At 74.0% G+C, this 18,489-nt stretch carries 18 protein-coding genes; 6 read left to right on the top strand and 12 right to left on the bottom strand.

Going from position 1 to position 18,489, the window contains the following annotated elements; all coding sequences use genetic code 11:
* Positions 1-38: 38 nt before the first annotated feature.
* Positions 39-1,160: an acyl-CoA dehydrogenase family protein gene (locus ABD343_RS23355; RefSeq protein ID WP_344531252.1), complete on the bottom strand. Its 1,122-nt coding sequence runs from the start codon at positions 1,158-1,160 to the stop codon at positions 39-41.
* Between the two features lie 512 nt (positions 1,161-1,672).
* Between ABD343_RS23355 and ABD343_RS23350 the strand changes: the two genes are divergently transcribed.
* From ABD343_RS23350 to ABD343_RS23340, 3 genes are all read left to right on the top strand, one after another.
* On the top strand, positions 1,673-2,743 hold the full coding sequence (locus ABD343_RS23350) for a DUF8189 domain-containing protein (RefSeq protein WP_344531251.1): 1,071 nt from the start codon (positions 1,673-1,675) through the stop codon (positions 2,741-2,743).
* Between the two features lie 106 nt (positions 2,744-2,849).
* Positions 2,850-3,401: a LysR substrate-binding domain-containing protein gene (locus tag ABD343_RS23345; protein ID WP_344531250.1), complete on the top strand. Its 552-nt coding sequence runs from the start codon at positions 2,850-2,852 to the stop codon at positions 3,399-3,401.
* Between the two features lie 47 nt (positions 3,402-3,448).
* A complete protein-coding gene (locus tag ABD343_RS23340) occupies positions 3,449-5,008 on the top strand; it encodes a serine/threonine-protein kinase (protein ID WP_344531249.1) in 1,560 nt (519 codons plus the stop codon).
* A 64-nt stretch (positions 5,009-5,072) separates the two neighbouring features.
* Here ABD343_RS23340 and ABD343_RS23335 read toward each other — a convergent pair whose 3' ends face one another.
* From ABD343_RS23335 to paaA, 5 genes are read right to left on the bottom strand one after another with little or no spacing between them, the layout of a single operon-like run.
* Positions 5,073-6,134: a 2Fe-2S iron-sulfur cluster-binding protein gene (locus tag ABD343_RS23335; protein ID WP_344531323.1), complete on the bottom strand. Its 1,062-nt coding sequence runs from the start codon at positions 6,132-6,134 to the stop codon at positions 5,073-5,075.
* A 9-nt stretch (positions 6,135-6,143) separates the two neighbouring features.
* Entirely contained in the window at positions 6,144-6,830 is a 687-nt protein-coding gene (gene paaD, locus ABD343_RS23330) for a 1,2-phenylacetyl-CoA epoxidase subunit PaaD (protein ID WP_344531248.1), read from the bottom strand.
* Positions 6,824-7,543, bottom strand: a complete 720-nt coding sequence (gene paaC, locus ABD343_RS23325) for a 1,2-phenylacetyl-CoA epoxidase subunit PaaC (protein ID WP_344531247.1) — start codon at positions 7,541-7,543, stop codon at positions 6,824-6,826. Before paaC ends, paaD begins: the two co-directional genes overlap by 7 nt.
* The gene (gene paaB, locus ABD343_RS23320; protein ID WP_344531246.1) at positions 7,540-7,827 is read right to left on the bottom strand and encodes a 1,2-phenylacetyl-CoA epoxidase subunit PaaB; all 288 of its coding nucleotides are present in this window, start codon (positions 7,825-7,827) and stop codon (positions 7,540-7,542) included. The genes paaC and paaB overlap by 4 nt, the downstream gene beginning before the upstream one ends.
* Entirely contained in the window at positions 7,824-8,855 is a 1,032-nt protein-coding gene (paaA, locus tag ABD343_RS23315) for a 1,2-phenylacetyl-CoA epoxidase subunit PaaA (RefSeq protein WP_344531245.1), read from the bottom strand. The genes paaB and paaA overlap by 4 nt, the downstream gene beginning before the upstream one ends.
* Positions 8,856-9,058: 203 nt before the next feature.
* Here paaA and ABD343_RS23310 point away from each other — a divergent pair, with 203 nt between their 5' ends.
* From ABD343_RS23310 to ABD343_RS23300, 3 genes are all read left to right on the top strand, one after another.
* On the top strand, positions 9,059-9,742 hold the full coding sequence (locus ABD343_RS23310; protein WP_344531244.1) for a DUF5819 family protein: 684 nt from the start codon (positions 9,059-9,061) through the stop codon (positions 9,740-9,742).
* Positions 9,739-11,148, top strand: a complete 1,410-nt coding sequence (locus tag ABD343_RS23305) for an HTTM domain-containing protein (protein WP_425578247.1) — start codon at positions 9,739-9,741, stop codon at positions 11,146-11,148. The genes ABD343_RS23310 and ABD343_RS23305 overlap by 4 nt, the downstream gene beginning before the upstream one ends.
* A 76-nt stretch (positions 11,149-11,224) precedes the next feature.
* On the top strand, positions 11,225-11,962 hold the full coding sequence (locus ABD343_RS23300; RefSeq protein ID WP_344531243.1) for a TrmH family RNA methyltransferase: 738 nt from the start codon (positions 11,225-11,227) through the stop codon (positions 11,960-11,962).
* Between the two features lie 48 nt (positions 11,963-12,010).
* Here the strand turns inward: ABD343_RS23300 and ABD343_RS23295 are convergent, their stop codons facing one another.
* From ABD343_RS23295 to ABD343_RS23270, 6 genes are all read right to left on the bottom strand, one after another.
* The gene (locus ABD343_RS23295; protein ID WP_344531242.1) at positions 12,011-12,589 is read right to left on the bottom strand and encodes a bacterial proteasome activator family protein; all 579 of its coding nucleotides are present in this window, start codon (positions 12,587-12,589) and stop codon (positions 12,011-12,013) included.
* A 57-nt stretch (positions 12,590-12,646) separates the two neighbouring features.
* Positions 12,647-13,693 carry a hypothetical protein gene (locus ABD343_RS23290; RefSeq protein ID WP_344531241.1) on the bottom strand — a complete coding sequence of 349 codons (1,047 nt, stop codon included), beginning with the start codon at positions 13,691-13,693 and terminating at the stop codon, positions 12,647-12,649.
* 129 nt (positions 13,694-13,822) lie between these two features.
* Positions 13,823-14,851 (bottom strand): NAD(P)H-quinone oxidoreductase, encoded by a 1,029-nt coding sequence (locus ABD343_RS23285; RefSeq protein WP_344531240.1) that lies wholly within the window; start codon positions 14,849-14,851, stop codon positions 13,823-13,825.
* 10 nt (positions 14,852-14,861) lie between these two features.
* Positions 14,862-15,968, bottom strand: coding sequence for a potassium channel family protein (locus tag ABD343_RS23280; RefSeq protein ID WP_344531239.1), 1,107 nt, complete (start codon positions 15,966-15,968; stop codon positions 14,862-14,864).
* Positions 15,965-17,569, bottom strand: a complete 1,605-nt coding sequence (locus ABD343_RS23275) for a molybdopterin molybdotransferase MoeA (protein WP_344531238.1) — start codon at positions 17,567-17,569, stop codon at positions 15,965-15,967. Before ABD343_RS23275 ends, ABD343_RS23280 begins: the two co-directional genes overlap by 4 nt.
* Entirely contained in the window at positions 17,566-18,489 is a 924-nt protein-coding gene (locus ABD343_RS23270) for a DUF6457 domain-containing protein (RefSeq protein WP_344531237.1), read from the bottom strand. The genes ABD343_RS23275 and ABD343_RS23270 overlap by 4 nt, the downstream gene beginning before the upstream one ends.

Raw genomic sequence — 18,489 nt, 5'->3', positions numbered from 1 at the left:
CCCCGCGCCCCTTCGGGGCGCTCCTGTTCGGGGCGTGGTCAGCCCGGCGCTTCCGTCGCGAGCAGGGCGCCCAGGGTTTCCTCGTGCTGGGCCGCCGGGCCCGCCGTGAGTTCGAGTTGCTTGGCCCAGGCGTGGTACCGGTGCAGGGAGTTGTCCGTGTCGGCGCCCGCGCCGCCGTGGAGGTGCTGGGCGGTCTGCGCCATCCTGCGCACCCCCTCCGACGCCCAGATCTTGGCGACCGCCACGTCCACCGGCGACAGCCGCCACGCCGCCTGCCAGAGGGTGGCCTCCATGGCCCGCACGTCGATGTAGCGGTCGGCGGTCTGGACGGCCACGGCCTGGAACGTGGCGAGCGGATGCCCGAACTGTTCGCGCTCCCCCACGTAGGCGCTCGTCAATTCCAGTACGCGCGTGGCCAGTCCGGCCGCCTGCGCGCAGGTGCCGGTCGCCAGCAGGCGGGCGAGGCGGTCCGCGGCCTCCGGGTGCGTGACGAGGCGGGAGCCGGCCACGCGTACGGAGTCCAGGCGGAGTTCGGCGTACCGCTCCCCGTTCGTGGACGTCTGTTCGGCGAGGGTGACGCCGGGGTCCGAGGGCGGGACGAGCGCGAGCACCGCGCGGCCGTCGGGCGTGTGGGCCGGGACGACGGCCAGGTCGCAGGTGGGCGCCCAGGGGACGGCGGTCTGGACGCCGTCGAGCAGCACGGCACTGTCGTCCTCCGGCGACGGCCGGGCCTCCACCGCGTGTCCGGGCGGCTCGTGGCCCGTACGGCCGTGCGCGGCGGCGGTCAGGACCAGTTCGCCGCGGGCGACGCGGGGCAGGAGCGCGGCGCGCAGCGGCTCGTCGGCGTACGCGGCGAGGGTGAGCGCGGCGGCGCCGGTCTCCAGCAGCGGGACGCGCGCGAGGACCTTCGCCGACTCGCGCAGCGCCAGGCAGAGCGCGAGCGCGTCGAGGCCCGCGCCGCCGTGCTCCTCGGGGACGGTGAGGCCGAGGACTCCGGCGGCGGCGAGCCGGGACCACAGCTCGCGGTCGAAGTCGTCGGACACCGGACGTCCGGCGGGCGTGTGCTGGGGGCTCGGCACGTCGTCGGGGGAGACGCCGGAGAAGACTCCCCGGGCCGCCTCGCGGGCGGCCTCCTGCTCCTCGGTGAAGGTGAAGTCCACTGCTCGCTCCTCCTCGTCCCGCCGGTTCTGATGGGTCGTCAGGTTACTGTCGGGGAGCCGACATCGCCAGAGCGCGGCGTACGCGCGTGCGGCCGGACGCGCGATGGCCGGACGCCGGTCGGTCGCTGTACGGGCGCCTCCTCCCGACGGCGCGGCAGGAGGGCGTAGGGGATCCGCCGTCTGGTGGCGGGCGGTGCTCCGGTGTTTGCGGGCATTCCCGTACGCGCGGTGCGGGTGGGTGCGGTGCAGACGCGCGCCGCCACCTGCGCGGGAACGGGCGGCATATGCCCTGGGGGCAGGCGTTGCCAACGGGGCCGCGTGGCCACCCGGTTGTCAGTGCGTGATCCCTCACGCAGGGTGTCATCCCACCGCTGCGGAGAGCTCTCCGGTACGAGGAGGCCCGGCGGGCACGCCGGGCCCGCCGGGCACATCGGGCACGTCGGGCACGCATCCGGGGCGGAGCCGGACCGTGCGGGGGGCACGGACGTACGGACTGAGGGGGGACGCAGCGCATGGCGGGTGCCACGACGGCGGGCATGCGGTGGGCGGGACCGCGGAGCCTGGGGGGACGCTTCACGGGGGAGGCGGGGGTCGCGGCGAACGCCGACGGCCGCCTGTACGTCTTCCACCGGGGAGAGGGGGACACGCTCCGCGGCAGTTGGCAGAACAGGGACCTGAGCTGGACCCGCGACCGCGAACTGGTGCCCGACGCGCGCGTCGTCGGCTCGCCCGCGGCCGTCAGGGGCAGGGACGGCCGGATCCATGTGTGCTGGCGCGACGACGAGAGCCGGCTGATGCGCGTACGGCAGCACGAGGTCAACGGCGCGTTCGGCCCGCCCGCCCCCCTCACCACGGGCCTCAGCGGCGACCCGGTGCTGGCCCTGAACGCCAACGGCCGCGTCTCGGTCTTCTACGCCGGCATCGAGGGCTCGCTGTGGGAAGCTCGCCAGTCCGGCCTGGACTCCTACGACTGGAACACGCCCGTCAGCCTCGGCGGCTGGGCCCGGGGCCGCCCGGCCGCGGCGCGCGCGGGCGACGGCCGGGTCTCGGTCGTCCACATCGGCCGCGACGACGAGGCGTGGACCAACACCCAGAAGGGGCCCGACGCCGCCGAGTGGGAGGGCTTCTCGCGCGTCACGGGCGGCGTACGGGACGGGCTGCACGTGCTCCCGGACTGCAACGGCCACCTGGACGTGCACTACCGGGCCGAGGGCGGGGAGTCCCGCTGGTTCGGCCAGGTCACCGGCTACGGTGGCTTCTCCACCACCACCTACGGGCTCAACACGCACCTCGCCGGGAGCCCGCGTTCCGCGCTCGCCTGCGACGGGCGCCAGCACGTCTTCGCGCGGGGCCCCGGCGGCCTGCTGCTGACGGCGGCGCAGCAGCGGCCGGGCTCGCTGGAGTACGGCGAGTTCACCGAGCTGGCCTCCGGCGCGCACGGCGACCCCGTACCGGCGCTCGGCCGCGACGGGCGGCTGTTCGTCTTCTACGGGGGCGAGGACGGCACGCTGCTGTACGTGCAGCAGGAGTTCGCCCGGAACGGCCGAGGCGGGGCCACGGGCGGACGGTTCCCGGAGGGGTGACAGCCCGTTCCCGGGGACGCGTGGTCCGGGAGGCGTGCGGTCCGGGAGGCGTGCGGTCCGGGAGGCGTGCGGCAGGTCAGGTTGCGCGCGGGACGTATGCCAGGCCGTGGGCGCCGGGCTCGCCGCGCCGGGGGATGTCCAGGCGGGCCAGGTCGCGCGGCGACGCGGGGTCGGCGAGGTCGACGACGTGGACGGTGGACGAGGCGACGCGGGACGGATCGACGCCCGGCGCTTCGCCGAGGCCGATCACATCGGCATCTCCCGCCACGGCAAGCGCCACGGCCCCCTCGACGACGCGCTCGCCGCGCACGGGCTGCGGCGCCGCGTCGCGGTCGTCGTCCCCAGCCATACGAGCGCGATGCTGCTGGCCCGGGACAGCGACCTCGTCGCGATCACCCTCGCCGACTGGCTCCCCGGGACGCTCACGGCGCTGGGCCTGCGCACGTTCCTCACGGCGCTGGGCCTGCGCACGTTCCCGATCCCGCTCGACCTGGGACCGCTGGAGCTGGGCATGGCCTGGCACCCCCGCAACGCGTCCGACCCCGGCCACCGCTGGTTCCGCGACCACGTGGCGGCCGCGGTCCTGGCCCCGCGGGAGAGCGGCGGAGAGTGGGGGCGGAGGGGGACGGGTGACTGGGCGCTTCAGCCGGCGAGTTGAGCCTGTCCGCTGCCGGGCGGCATGATCGGTGCTGGAAGGTGGTGACCATGGAGCCACTGGCGGAGACCGACCCACGGGAGATCGGGCCCTACCGATTACTGGCCGTACTGGGCCATGGCGGGATGGGCCGGGTCTTTCTGGGGACCGCGTCGGACGGCCGACTGGTGGCCGTCAAACTCATCCGCGCCGCTCTCGCCGACGACGCGCTCCACCAAGGGCGGTTCAGGCGGGAGGTAGCCGCGGCACGCAGAGTGCGCGGTGCCCACACCGCCCCCGTGCTCGACGCGGACCTCGACGCGCCCACCCCCTGGTTGGCCTCGGCCTTTGTCTCCGGCCCGTCGTTGCAGCAGGTGGTCGACGGTGGTGTGGCCGGTGGCGCCGGTGGTGCCGACGGCCCCGCCGCTGACACCGTCGCTGCCGGGGCGCTTCCGGAGGGGGCCGCTCTGCGGCTGGCCGCCGGCCTGACCGCCGCCCTCGACGAGATCCATCGTGCGGGCCTGGTGCACCGGGACCTCAAGCCGGACAACATTCTCCTCACCGGCGGCGTGCCGGTCGATGACGAGGGCGTCCGGGTGGTCGATTTCGGAATCGCGCTGGCCACCGACGACGCCCCGGGCAGCACCAGGCTGACACGGACCGGATGGGTGGTCGGCTCGCCGCCCTACATGTCTCCCGAACAGGCCGACGGGAACACGATCACGCCGGCGAGCGACGTCTTCTCGCTCGGTTCCGTGCTGGTCATGGCTTGTACCGGCGCCAGCCCGTTCGCTGGAACGTCGCTGCAGCAGGTGCTCCACAACGTCCTGAACTCCGAGCCCGACCTGTCAGCGCTCCCCTGCCGGATACGCGCGGTCGCCGAAGCATGCCTGGTCAAGGACCCGGCCAAGCGGCCGAACCTGAGCGAACTGCGAGACCTCATCGGCCAAGTCGCCACGTCCACGCGGCCTTGGCCCCCGCAGGTCAGGGACCTCGTGCGGGCCCAGCGCGCCGAAGTCGACTGGATACTCGGACTCGTTCACGACACGATCACCACCAGAACAGACGGAAGAATCGATCAGGCGTCATGGAACAGCAGGGCGACCGATCCGATCCCGTTCACCGTGGACGCCCTGCTGCCCGAGAGGTTCGTCAACGATCTCGACGGGGAGTACGCGCGGGTGGCGGCAGGCCCTCGGCCGGCCGAGGAGGCCGGGCCCAGGAACCTGGCCTCCGTACTCACCTCCTGCGGCTGCTCGCAGGTGATGGCCGGGACATACCTGGAGCAGGGCAGCCCGAACCCACCCGTCCTGGTCTCCGTCACCGTTGTCCCCATGCCGGACAGTGCGATGGCCTCCATGGTCTACAACTTCCTCCTCCAGGGCGGCGCGTGGGAGAAGAAGCTGACGTTGTGGTCCGGCCAGTCCCACCACGACGGCAGCCCTCTTCGCGGTGACTACGACGACGGCTTTTTCGAACGCGCTCACCTGCGCGCCTCCGGGCGCTACGTCATCGCCGTGCGCACTCTGCGCACCGACCTCTGCGCGGAGAACTGGCTCTACCCGTACATATATGCCGCGACGACCCGAGCCTCGCGCTCGTGCGGTCCGGAGAACTACAGAAGGCACTGACTGAGCTGTCGACGCCTACGCTGCCCTCGCTGCCCTCGCTGACGGCTGGGCGTCGGGCGGCGGGCTACGCGTCGAAGTCGACCTCGACCACGGGCGTCAGGGGATGGGACTGGCACGCCAGCACATACCCGGCGTCCAACTCCTCCGGCTCCAGTGCGTAGTTACGGTCCATGTGAACCTCGCCGCCCAGCAGGCGGACGCGGCAGGTGCCGCAGACGCCGCCCTTGCACGCGTACGGCGCGTCCGCGCGGTTGCGCAGCACCGTCTCCAGCACGGACTCGCCGTCGTCCACCGGCCAGGAGCCGCTGCGGCCCTCCAGGGTGGCCTTCACCGTCGCGGACGTCGGCGTGTGCGCGGCGGAGGGCGGCGGGGCCGGGGCCTCGTCCGCGTGGAAGATCTCCTGGTGGATGCGGGCGCGGGGCACGCCCAGGCCGCGCAGCGCCCGCGAGGCGCCCTCGACCAGGCCCAGCGGCCCGCACAGATACCAGCCGTCCACGCCCTCGACGCCGCGCTCGGCGAGCAGCGCGGGCAGCAGCGCCGTGAGCCGCTCGGCGTCGAGCCGGCCGGAGGGCAGGCCCGTCTGCTGGTCCTCGCGGGAGAGCACGGTGACGAGCTGGAACCGGTCCGGATAGCGGTCCTTGAGGTCGGCGACCTCCTCCAGGAACATCGTCGAGGCCGACGAACGGTCGCTGCGTATCAGGCAGAAGCGGGCCTCGGGCTCCCGCGCGAGCAGCGTCGAGGCGATGGAGAGCACGGGCGTGATGCCGCTGCCGCCGACGACCGCCGCGAAGTGCCCGGCACGGGGCTCCAGGATGAACCGGCCGGTGGGCGGCAGCACCTCTACCTCGTCCCCCGGCACCAGCTCCTTGAGCGCGTACGTCGAGAACTCGCCGCCCTCCACCTGGCGTATCCCCACGCGGAGCGTGGCGGGCTCGGGCGTGGCCGGGTCGCACAGCGAGTACGTGCGGCGGATCTCCGTGCCGCCCTCGCTGAACCGGCGCAGGGCTATGTGCTGCCCCGGTGCGTACCGGTAGTCGGCGCGGAGGCCCGGGGGGACGGCGAGGGTGACGGCCGCCGAGTCGTCCGTCAGCCGCTCGACCGCTGTGACGCGCAGCGGGTGGAACATGCCCATGCCTCACAGCTCCTTGAAGTGGTCGAACGGCTCACGGCAGAACTCGCAGCGGCGCAGCGCCTTGCAGGCCGTGGACGAGAAGCGGCTGAGCAGCGTGGTGTCCGCCGAGCCGCAGTGCGGGCAGCGCACGGCCTCGGCGGGCTCCGGGGCCCGGTGCCGGGTGGCGCCGAGGGCGACCGGCACGGGGCCGGTGCCGACGCCGGTGTCGGCGCCGGTGCCCGCGGGGCCGCGCGTCGTGCGGGGCGGGGCTATGCCGTGCTCGGCGAGCTTGCGGCGGCCGGACTCGGTGATGTCGTCCGTCGACCAGGGCGGGGTGAGCACCGTGCGCACCGTGACCTCGCGGGCGCCGCCGCGCTCGCGCAGGGCTGCCTCGATATCCGCGGCCATGCTCTCGATCGCGGGACATCCCGTGTACGTCGGCGTCAGCTCGACCTCGACATGGCCGGGCTCCGGCTCGGTGACCCGGCGCACCACGCCCAGCTCGGCGAGGCTGACCATGGGCAGCTCGGGGTCGGGAACGGAGCCCGCCAGCTCGGCCAGCACGGCGAGATCCGCGCCCGCTGCCTCGCCCGGGGCCGATGTCTCGCCCGGGGGCGTGCCCGTGCCCGTACCGGTGCCTGAGGGCGGGGCCGTGCCCGTACTCCGAGACGTGCCCGTGTCCGTGGGGTGGGCGTCCTGTGCCGTCACCATGTGGCCCCCGGGTGGCTGCGGTGCAGATGCTGCATCTCGGCGAGCATCCGCCCGAACGGCTCGGTGTGCAGGCCCTGGCGGCCCGCCCCCGCCGTCCACGCCCCGGTGCGGGGCGACTCGGGCAGGGCGAGCCCCGCGCGGCCGAACACCTCGGTGATGCCCGAGGCCCACTCCCCCTCCAGCGCCTGCCAGTCGACGTCCAGGCCCTCCAGGGGCTCGAACAGCTCGCCGGTGAACCGCCACAGCGCGTCGACGGCGCGCTGGGCGCGGGCGTGGCTCTCCTCGGTGCCGTCGCCCAGGCGGAGCGTCCACTGCTCGGCGTGATCGCGGTGGTACGCCGTCTCGCGCACGGCCTTCTCGGCGAGCGGCAGGCGCGGGGCGAGCCGGGCGAAGAGCGGCTCCTGGTAGCTGGAGAAGAAGAGCTGGCGGATGATCGTGTGCGCGAAGTCGCCGTTGGGCTGCTCGGTCAACTGGCAGTTGCGGAACGCCCGTTCCTCCCGCAGATAGGCGATCTCGTCCTCGGTGCCCATCTCGTCGCGCAGGTCCGCGTAGAGCGACCTGGCCTGGCCGAGCAGGTCCAGGGCGATATTGGCGAGGGCGACCTCCTCCTCCAGGACCGGCGCGTGCCCGGCCCACTCCCCCAGGCGGTGGGAGAGGACCAGCGCGTCGTCGGCGAGGGGGAGGGTGGCGAGCGCGGGGGGAGCCGTCGTCACAGGTTCCGCACCCCCTCCGGCACCTCGTAGAACGTCGGGTGTCGGTACGCCTTGTCGGCGGCGGGCTCGAAGAAGGGGTCCTTCTCGTCCGGCGACGAGGCCGTGATCGCGCTGGAGGGGACGACCCAGAGGGAGACGCCCTCGGAACGGCGGGTGTAGAGATCCCTGGCATTGCGCAGGGCCATCTGCGCGTCCGGCGCGTGCAGGCTTCCGGCGTGGGTGTGGGAGAGGCCACGCCTGCTGCGGACGAAGACCTCCCAGAGGGGCCAGTCGGCGGCGCTCATGACGTGACCGCTTCCTTCCTGTCGGAACGGGGGGCGTGCTGGTGCTTGGCCGCGTACGCCGCGGCGGCCTCGCGGACCCAGGCGCCCTCCTCGTGGGCGCGGCGGCGCTGGGTGATCCGCTGCTCGTTGCACGGCCCGTTGCCCTTCAGGACCGCGCGGAACTCGGACCAGTCGATCTCCCCGAAGTCGTAATGCCCCCTGTCCTCGTTCCATCGCAGGTCCGGGTCGGGGAGGGTGAGGCCGAGGGCCTCGGCCTGGGGGACGCAGATGTCGACGAAGCGCTGCCGCAGCTCGTCGTTGGAGTGCCGCTTGATCTTCCAGGCCATCGACTGGGCGCTGTGCGCCGACTCGTCGTCGGGCGGGCCGAACATCATCAGCGACGGCCACCACCAGCGGTCGACCGCGTCCTGTGCCATGGCGTGCTGGGCCTCGGTGCCGCGGCTGAGGACGAGCAGCAGCTCGTACCCCTGCCGCTGGTGGAAGGACTCCTCCTTGCAGATGCGGACCATCGCGCGTGCGTACGGCCCGTAGGAACAGCGGCAGAGCGGGACCTGGTTGGTGATCGCGGCGCCGTCCACGAGCCAGCCGATGGCGCCGACGTCGGCCCAGGTCAGCGTGGGGTAGTTGAAGATCGAGCTGTATTTCTGGCGGCCGGAGTGGAGCTTGTCGAGCAACTCGTCGCGGCCGGTGCCCAGGGTCTCCGCCGCCCCGTACAGATACAGTCCGTGACCGGCCTCGTCCTGGACCTTGGCCATCAGGATGGCCTTGCGGCGCAGGGAGGGGGCGCGCGTGATCCAGTTCGCCTCCGGCTGCATGCCGATGATCTCCGAGTGCGCGTGCTGGGCGATCTGGCGCACGAGCGAGGAGCGATAGGCGTCCGGCATCCAGTCCCGCGGCTCGATGCGCTCGTCCGCGGCCACGGCGGCCTCGAAGGCGGCGCTGAACGCGGCCTCGGAGTCCTCCCGCGCCCGCTCCCGCGCGCCCTCAGCGGACGTGACCTGTGATGTCGCCGATGTCGCCGATGTCATCCGAGCCCCCTGCTCCCACGCCAGCCGACCGACCGATCGTTCGGTTCAATGGTGGGCCGTGCCCGCGCGGCATGTCAAGGCCGAATGCTCCGCACTCCCGGGGCCTCGTCCCGGGACCCCCAGTACCCTCTGAGAGTCTCTGAGACGGACCGGTGTAGTCATGACCATGGAATGACCATGGAAACGGTGGGGAGCGGGAGGGCATGGAGCCAGCAGCGCACCAGGAGCCCGGACCGGCGGGCAGCGGCGGCACCGGCGGTATCGCCGGGCTCTCCCTGCCCGCCCGGATCGTCGTGGCGATAGCCGTGGCCGTCGTCACGGTCGCGGTCGCGGTCCACCTGGCGATGGTCTTCTTGCAGACCGCCCCGTCCAACACGGTCAGCAAACGCCACGCGGAGACCCTCGACGCGTACGTGCTCCCGGAGTTCGAGCGGAACTGGAAGCTCTTCGCCCCCAACCCCCTCCAGCAGAACATCGCCGTCCACGCCCGCGCGAAGGTCGCCAAGGACGGCGGCACCGAGACCACCGGCTGGGTCAACCTCACGGCGATGGACGGCCGGGCCATCCGCGGCAACCCCGCCCCGAGCCACACCCAGCAGAACGAGCTGCGGCGCGGCTGGGAGTTCTTCCTCAACTACCACGACAGCAAGGGCAGTCCGATCGGCATGCGCGGGGACCTGTCCGAGCGGTACCTCAAGCGGATCGTGATGAACCGCTTCGGGCCCGAGCTGAACGGCGGCAGCGTCGAGCGCATCCAGGTCCGCTCGGCGACCACCCCCGTCAAGGCCCCCTCCTGGAGCGAGGAACGCATCAACACCAAGACCACCTACCGCACGATGCCGTGGTGGCAGGTCACCAGCGCGGACCTCCCGGGAGGCGGCAAGTGACGGACCACGAGACGGCCCCCCGCCCCGAACCACGCCCCGAGCCGGAATCCGGCCCGGGGACGGGACCGCGCCCCGAGTCCGGGTCCGGGTCCGGACCGCGCCCCGAGCCCGGCCCCTGGCCCCGCCTCGATCCGGGGACGCCCTCCGCCGTCGGCGCCCTCGCCTCCTGGCGCGTCCGGGGCGAGCGCACCCTCTCGCGGGCCCTCACCCAGGTGACCACCCGCGCCCTCGGCCCGTACCAGACGGCGATCGTCCGTATCGGCTTCTCCGCCACCTGGCTCTTCTTCCTGCTGCGCGAATGGACGCACCGGAGCGAGCTGTACGGGCCCGACGGGCCCTGGAGCTGGGGGCTGGCGGACCGGCTGATCGACAGCAATCACGCGTTCACCGTGCTGATGTGGTCGGACGGCGAGGGCTGGTTCCAGTTCGTCTATCTCCTGGCGCTCGCCTCGTCCCTGGCGCTGCTGCTCGGCTGGCACACCCGGACCGCCTCCGTGCTGTTCATGGTGGGCGTGCTCTCGCTCCAGAACCGCAGCGTGTTCATGGGCGACGGCGGCGACAACGTCATCCATCTGATGGCGCTCTACCTGGTGCTCACCCGGTGCGGCCAGGTGTGGTCCCTGGACGCGCGCCGCGCCGCACGGGCGCCGGGGAAGTCCTCGACGGCGGGGACCGTCCTGTGGATCGTCCTCGGCGTCACCCTGGCCACCTGCACGCTCACGGCCGGGTTCAGCCTGGGCTGGGGCCTGTTCTTCTGGGGCCTGTGGATCGCCTACGGCCTGTGGGGCGCCGTGGAGCGCGCCGCGGCGGGCGAGGGCGCGGGGAGGGGGCTGCGCGAGACGCGGACCGTCCTGGACATGTTCGCCAACCTCGCGCACAACGGCGCCCTGCTGGTCATCATGGTCGAGGTCTGCCTGATCTACTCGACGGCCGGATGGTTCAAGATCCAGGGCTCCCGCTGGCAGGACGGCACCGCCGTCTACTACCCGATGCACCTGGACTACTTCGCCCCCTGGCCGGAGCTGAACGAGGTCCTCGCGGGCAGCGGCGTCATGATCTTCCTGATCACCTACGGCACGGTCTTCGTGCAGGTCGCCTTCCCCTTCACGCTCTTCAACCGGCGGGCCAAGAACGTGCTGCTCGCCCTGATGATCATCGAGCATCTCAGCATCGCCGTGCTCCTGGGCCTGCCGTTCTTCTCGATGGCGATGATCGCCGCCGACGCGGTGTTCCTGCCGACGGTCTTCCTGGTGTGGGCCGGGCGCAGGGCCGCAGCGGTGGCCCGCGGGGCCGTCCCCCGGCGCCCCGGCGGGCGGGGAGCGCCCGAGGGCGCCGCGGGCGAGGGCGCCCCGGCCCCCGAGCCCGCGGAGGGCGCCGCCTCCACGGTCCCGGCCGCCCGCCACTGAGCGGCCGAGCCGCCAGTCCCGCCGATCCGCCGACCGGCTGAGCGGTGCCCCCGGCCCGTGACCGTAGGCTGGCGGGGTGGACGAGGAGATCGCGGAGTGGCGGACGTACGCCGGTGAGGGCGTGCTGCTGGACGGCTTCCACGCGCTGAAGCACGCGCTGCGCTTCGGCGCCCGTGTCCCCGTCGCCGTCGCCCGCGACCGGGAGGCCGCGCTCGCCCTCGCGCGCGACCTGGCCCCCGACCTGACCGGCACGCTCGAAGGGCTGCTGCGCGAAGTGCCCGACAGGACGCTGGGCACGCTCGTCCCCCGCCCGCACCCCACGGGCGTCGCCGCGCTCGCGCTGCCCGCGCCCGGCCGTACGGAGCGGGCGCTGCGGGACCGCGAGGCGCCCCTCGTCGTGCTCGACAACCCCCGCAACCTCGGCAACGTGGGCGCCGTCGTCCGCCTCGCGGCGGGCTGCGGCGCCGCCGGGGTGCTCACGACCGGCACCGTCGATCCCTGGCACCCCTCGTGTGTCCGTGCGAGCGCCGGGCTGCACTTCGCGACGGCCGTCGCGCACCGGGAGGTCCCGGAGCTGCCGGAGGGGCCGCTCTACGCGTTCGACCCGGACGGCGAGGATCTGCGCGGCCTCACGCTCCCGCCGGACGCGATGCTCGCCTTCGGCTCTGAACGGCACGGCCTTACGGACGCGATGCGTGAACGGGCCGACCGTCTGGTCGCCCTCCCTATGCGCCCCCAGGTCTCCAGCTTCAACCTCGCCACCAGCGCGGCCATGGCGCTCTACCACTGGATGGCGGGCGCCCGTACACAGTGAAAGTGCGCCCCTCTTAAAGAGGGGCGCACTTTCCGGCGTAAGGACGTATCAGAGGTACGGGCCGCCCGTGCGGGCCTGCCGGGCCTGGGCCTCGTCGCTGTGCGGGCCCGCCGCTTCGTCGGGGAGCGCGCCGGGCGGCAGTGCCCTGCGCATCTGCTCCAACTGCGCCCGTGCGGCCATCTGCTGGGCGAAGAGCGCGGTCTGGATGCCGTGGAAGAGGCCCTCCAGCCAGCCCACCAACTGGGCCTGCGCGATGCGCAGTTCCGCGTCGGTCGGGACTGACTCCTCGGTGAACGGCAGGGAGAGGCGCTCCAGCTCCTCGATCAGCTCGGGGGCGAGGCCGTCCTCCAGCTCCTTGATGGAGCTGGTGTGGATCTCCTTGAGGCGCTGCCGGCTCGCCTCGTCGAGCGGCGCCGCCTTCACTTCCTCCAGAAGTTGCTTGATCATGCTGCCGATCCGCATGACCTTCGCGGGCTGTTCGACCATCTCCGTCACGGGGACCTCAGCCTGCTCATCGCCGTCACCGTCGCCGCCCTTGGCCGCGGTACTGCCCAGGGCCATTCCGTCCGGGCCCACGACCAGGACCTGGGGGCTCTCCTGCGACTGTTCGTTGCTCGGCTGTGTCATACCCCCATTCTGCACGCTGGCCCACCCCTCGCGCGGGCCGCACGGTGGCCGTACGGTTCATCCGCGCCGCAACCGGAGGGCCAGGAAGGCGAGTCCCAGGCCGATCAGCGCCATTCCCGCGCCCAGGGGCAGTACGGGGAGGACCTCACCGGAGGGCTCGGAGGCCACACCCTGCCGGGGGAAGCCCCCGGCCTCCCGGGAGGGGAGGGGGAGGTCGGGCTCGTACAGGTTGTGCTTGCCGATGGCCTGGTCGGAGGAGCGGGGCGCGGGCCGTCCCGCTGAGGGCGGGACGGAGGTGAGGGGCGCCGCGGCGCCGGTCTCGCGGCGCGGCTTCCCCGGGTGCCGTCCGTCCCGTTCCTTCCGTCCGTCGTGTGCGGACGGTTCCTTCCGTCCGCCGTCCGGACGGTGCGAGGGGCGCGACGTGGCGGGCCCGTCGCGTCCCTCGCGTCCCTGGTGGCCGGGGCCGTCGGCGTCGTCGCCCGCGTCCCCGCGCCCGTCCCCGTCGCCGTCCCCCGGCCGGTGCCCCTGGCCGGGGGAGGAGGGGCGTTCGCCGTCTCCGTCCCCGTGCCCGTCACCGTTGCCGTGCGTGTCCCCGTCTCCGTCCCCGTCGCCCTCGCCCGGGGCCGTCGGACGCGGGTCCATTCCGGGCGGTACGGCCGGACCGTGCGGGTCGGTGCTGGGGTGCGTGCGTCCGGGGCGCCGTCCGACCCCGGCGGGGTTGCCCGCGAGCCGTCCGGCCTCGCCCGCCTCGCCCGCTCTCCCGGGGTCGCCCGCGGGGGCCTCGCGCTCGGTCCTGGGCGTCGTGTAGGGCGCCTCGTCGCTCCGCCGGCCGTGTCCGGGCGGCTCGGCGCCGCGCGCGGACGGCGTCCATTCCGTGCGGGGCTGTCCCGAAGCCCTGCCGGAGGCCCCGGAGGCCCCGGAAGCCCCGGAGGCCCCTGAGCGGCTGGGCTCCATCCTCTCGGTGCCCTCTGCCGGGTCCCTGGTCGCCGACGGTGCCGAGGGCTCGCCCGGCGCCGCGCGCGCGAGGGCGAGTGGCCCCGGCAGCGCCAGGACGGCACAGGTCAGCAGCGCGATACCGACGCGCCTTCGCTGTGCGTGACCCACCGAGACCCTCCCGAGCTGGCGTGACCAGAGAGGTAACCAGCGTCACATGTGGGGATGAATCCGGCATTTCGGGTCCGCGATGCGCTATGCGTACGACGGGCGCGGCGGGGCGTCGGTGCGCCCGGTGTGCTACGCCGTCAGCAGGATCTTTCCGACGTGCCCGCTCTCCTCCAGCGCCACGTGCGCCTCGGACGCGTCGCGCAGCGGCAGCAGCCGGTCCACCACCGCCCGCACCCGCGGCTCCCCGTTCCCGGCGTTCCCGTCGGTCCCGCCCTTCGCGTCGCCGTCGCGCTCCTCCAGCAGCGGCCACACGTGCTCCCGTACGGCCGCCACGATCGCCGCCTTCTCGGACGCCGGGCGGGCCCGCAGCGAAGTCGCCGTCACGGCCGCGCGTTTGGTGAGCATCGCGCCCAGGTTCAGCTCCCCCTTCGCGCCGCCCTGGAGGCCGATGACGGCCAGGCGGCCGTTGACGGCGAGGGCCTCGACGTTCCGCTCCAGGTACTTGGCGCCCATGATGTCCAGGATCACGTCGGCGCCGTGCCCGTCCGTCGCGGCGCGCAGCTCCTCGACGAAGTCCTGCTCGCGGTAGTTGACGAGGATGTCGGCGCCCAGTTCGGCGCAGCGGTCGAGCTTCTCCTTGCTGCCCGCCGTGACCGCGACGCGCGCGCCGACGGCCTTCGCCAACTGGATGGCCATGGTGCCGATGCCGCTCGAACCCCCGTGCACGAGCAGCGTCTCGCCGGGGCGCAGATGGGCGACCATGAAGACGTTCGACCAGACGGTGCAGGTGACCTCGGGGAGGCCCGCCGCCGTCGTCAGGTCCATGCCGCGCGGGACGGGCAGGAGCTGGCCCGCGGGGACGGCGACCTTCTCCGCGTAGCCCCCGCCCGCCAGCAGCGCGCACACCTCGTCGCCGACCGCCCAGCCCGACACTCCCGGGCCCAGCGCGGCGATCCGCCCGGAGCACTCCAGGCCGGGATACGGGCTGGCGCCGGGCGGCGGGGGGTAGAAGCCCCGGCGCTGCATCACGTCGGCGCGGTTGACGCCGCTGGCCGTCACCTCGACGAGGACCTCGCCCTCGCCGGGTTCGGGGTCGGGCACCTCGGCCCACTCCAGTGCCTCGGGGCCGCCTGGTTCGGGAATCGTGATCGCATGCATGGGCCCGACGCTACTCGCCGCGCGGGCTTCTCAGGGGGGCGCCCGGCCGCTCGTTCCCGTCGGTCAGCGGGGCGGGCGTGGAGCGGCGGATGACGACGAGCCGGTCCATGAGCTGCAGGGTCGCCGCGTCGGGGGCGTCGTAGGCGAGTATGCGGTGGCCGCGGATGACGGACACGACCAGGTCGTCGCAGTCGCGCGGGGAGCGTCCCGCCTCGGCCTTGGTGACCGGGCGTTCCTTCAGGTCGAGGCCCGTGCCCTGCTGGATCAGGTCCTCCATGACGGTGCTCGCGTACGGGCTGAGCATGGCCAGGCCCAGCAGTCTGCCCGCCGCGCTCGCGCTCGTGATCACCGAGTCGGCGCCCGACTGGCGCAGCAGGGGCGCGTTCTCCTCCTCCCGCACCGCCGCGACGATCTTGATGCGGGGGTTGAGCTGCCGCGCCGTCAGCGTGACCAGCACGGAGGTGTCGTCGCGCTGCGGGGCGATGACGATCTGCTTGGCGCGCTGCACCTCGGCCCGCACCAGGACCTCGCTGCGGGTGCCGTCGCCCTCGATGCCGGCGAAGCCCTCCGAGTTGGCGGCCTTGACCACCTGCTGGTGCGGGTCGATGACCACGATCTGGTTGCGGCCGAGGCCGGTGGAGAGCAGGGTCTGCGTCGCCGAGCGGCCCTTCGTGCCGAAGCCGACGACGACGGTGTGGTCGCGCAAGGCGGACCTCCAGCGGGACAGGCGCCACTGCTGACGGGTGCGGTCCGTCAGCGCTTCCAGCGTGGTGCCGATGAGGATGATCAGGAACAGCACGCGCAGCGGCGTGATGAGCAGGGTGTTGACGAGCCGCGCGGAGTCGGAGGCGGGGGCGATGTCCCCGTATCCGGTCGTGGAGAGCGTGACCGTCGTGTAGTAGACGCAGTCGAGGAACGACATGTGCCCGTCGGCGTTGTCGTTGTACCCGTCGCGGTCGAGCCAGACGAGGAACACCGTCGCGCACAGCACGAGGAAGGCCGTCAGGATGCGCCGCGCGACCTGCCGGAACGGGCTGACGTCCGGCCGGGGGAGCAGCACGGAGCCGTGCCGCTCCTCCTCGCTGTCCTCTTTGCTGCTGCGGAGTCTGCCCTTCACCTCGGCAGCTCCAGCAGCCGTACGTCCGTGCCCGGCGCGGCCCCGCCCGGCGGGATCACGGCGAGCGCGTCGGCCGTCGCGATGCCGCGCAGCATCGACGGGCCCGCGTAACGCAGGGGGCGCACCCGGGCGCGTACGCCCGCGCCCTCGTGCGCCACGGGCACCAGCCGGGTGTCGCGCGGATGGCCGTGCACCTCCTCGGCGAGGGTCCCCTGCTGCTCGTGCCCGGGGCCCGGCCTGCCGCCCAGGGTGCGCAGCAGCGGCGCCGCGAGCGTGACGAGCCCGGAGAGTGCCGCCAGCGGGTTGCCGGGCAGGCCGACGAGGAACGTCCCGCCGCCGCCCTCGCCGCCTTCGCCGTCCCGGGCGCCCCTCCCGTCCTCGCCGTCCCCTTCGCCCCCGGCTTCTCGCTTCTTCAGCGCCGCGAGCAGCATCGGGTGGCCGGGGCGGACCCGTACGCCGTGGACGAGCAGTTCGGCGCCGAGGCGGCGGAGCGTCGGCTGGAGGTGGTCGACGGGTCCGGCGGCCGTGCCGCCCGTGGTGACGACGACATCGGCCGTCGTGGTCGCCAGCGTCTCGTACAGCGCCTCCGCGTCGTCGCCGAGGCGCCGGGTCACGATCACGTCGGCGCCCAGCGTCGTCAGCCACGGGCCCACCATCGGGCCCAGCGCGTCCCGGATACGGCCGTCGTGCGGGAGGCCCCGGTGCATCAGCTCGTCGCCGAGCACGAGGACTTCGGCGCGCGGACGGCGTACGACCTCCAGCTCGTCGTATCCGGCGGCTGCCGCGAGCCCCAGCACGGCGGGCGTGACGTGGGTGCCCTCCGGGAGGAGCGTGTCGCCCGTCCTGCACTCCTGGCCGCGCGGCCTGATGTCCGTGCCGGGCTGCGGCGCCCTGGCGGTGCGCAGCCGGGTCGCACCGGACGTCGCGCCGTGCTCGGAACGCAGCACCGCGCTGGTGTTGGGCGGGATACGCGCCCCGGTGGCGATACGGATCGCGTGCCCGTCCGGCAGCGGCGCGGGCTCCGCCCGGTCGCCCGCGAGGATGCCCTTCGATTCGGTACCGATCGGTTCCGTCACCAGCTCCCACGGCCCCGGGCCCGACACCGCCCATCCGTCCATGGCCGAGGTGTCGAACGACGGCAGGTCCGTCAGCGCCTCCAGCGGGCCCGCGAGGGTGTGGCCCAGGGCGCGGTCCAGGGGGAGCGTGACGCGGGGGAGCGCGCCGGGCGAGCCCGCGGCGAGCGCCCGCGCTTCCGCCCACGAGGGCCGCTCGGGCCTGCGCGTACGGGCGGCGACACCGGGCTTCCGGGCGTCCCGGCCGGAGGCGGGCCCGCCCGCGGAGCCGCCTCCGGTCCCGCCGCCGAGGGCGCCCGCGCCGTCCGCCGTGCCCTCCGCCGTGCCGTCCGTCATGCCGTCCGTCATGCCGTCCGCGTGGTCACGCCGCACGGACGCCTCCTCCTCCGGCTGCCCGGCGTCCACGTCGGTCTCGCTCCACTGGATGCGCCGGATGCGCTTGAGACGGGGCACGGGCGGGGCGGCGGGGCGCGTCCTGCCGCTGTTGGCGAGGGCGATGGCCTCGTCGAGTTCGTCGGCTCCGCTCATCGTCCGCTGTTCCCGTCCGCGTTCCCGTTCGGGGTCCCGTCCGTCGTGTCCTCCTCCGACCAGCGGCGGGCGAGGGCCGCCGCCTTGCGGGCGGCGTCCGCGACGTCCTCGGGCGTGCCGCCCGCGCGTGCCGCCGCGAATCCCACCAGGAAGGTGGTCAACGGCGCGGCCGGCCGCGCGACACCGTGTGCCGCGTCCCGCGCCAGGTCCAGGAGCGGGCCGGTTTCCACGTCGAGTTCGATGCCGAGTTCGGCCTTGACCGCGGCGATCCATTCATCCAGCACGGTGCCATGGTCCCTGATCCGGGCCCTCGCCGTGGCAATGTCGCCCCAGGTGTCGCAGTCGAGCGACCCGTTCCCGGGCGGCGCGGGGGCGCGGCGCAGGGACAGACCGTCCAGCAGGAGCCGCAGCGGAATGCCGCGCAGGGTGCCGTACTCGGCGTGCAGCAGGGCGAGTTCGCGCCGCAGCGCCTCCGTACGGTACGCCGCGAGGAGCGGCTGGTCGCGCCCGTCGTGCAGGACGGTGCCCTCGTCCCCCCCGCGCACGTCGAGCAGTTCGCGGACGGTCTCCGCGGCGAGGAACGGCACGTCGGAGGAGAGCAGCAGCACGGTCCCGTGCCGCACGCCGCGCAGGCCCGCCTCCAGGGCGGCCATCGGGCCGCCGCCCGGCGGGTCCTCGCGCGCCCAGGTCACCGGGCGGTACGTCGGGCGGCGCGGGCCCACCACCGTCGTCGACGCCGCGTCCGCGCAGGCCGCGAGGACGCGGTCGAGCAGCGTACGGCCGCCGACCGTCACCGAGGGCTTGTCGGCGCCGCCGAGGCGGCGGGAGCCGTCGCCCGCGAGGACGAGCGCGTCGAACGGCGCGGACGGCGCGGACGGCGGGCGTCCGGCCGCCCAAGGCTCTGGAGCGTGGTGTGTCAC

Source organism: Streptomyces albiaxialis (assembly GCF_039530985.1).
GTDB classification, from domain to species: domain Bacteria; phylum Actinomycetota; class Actinomycetes; order Streptomycetales; family Streptomycetaceae; genus Streptomyces; species Streptomyces albiaxialis.
The sequence above is the reverse complement of the archived record's forward strand: the minus strand, read 5'-3'. Positions and strand labels throughout refer to the sequence as shown.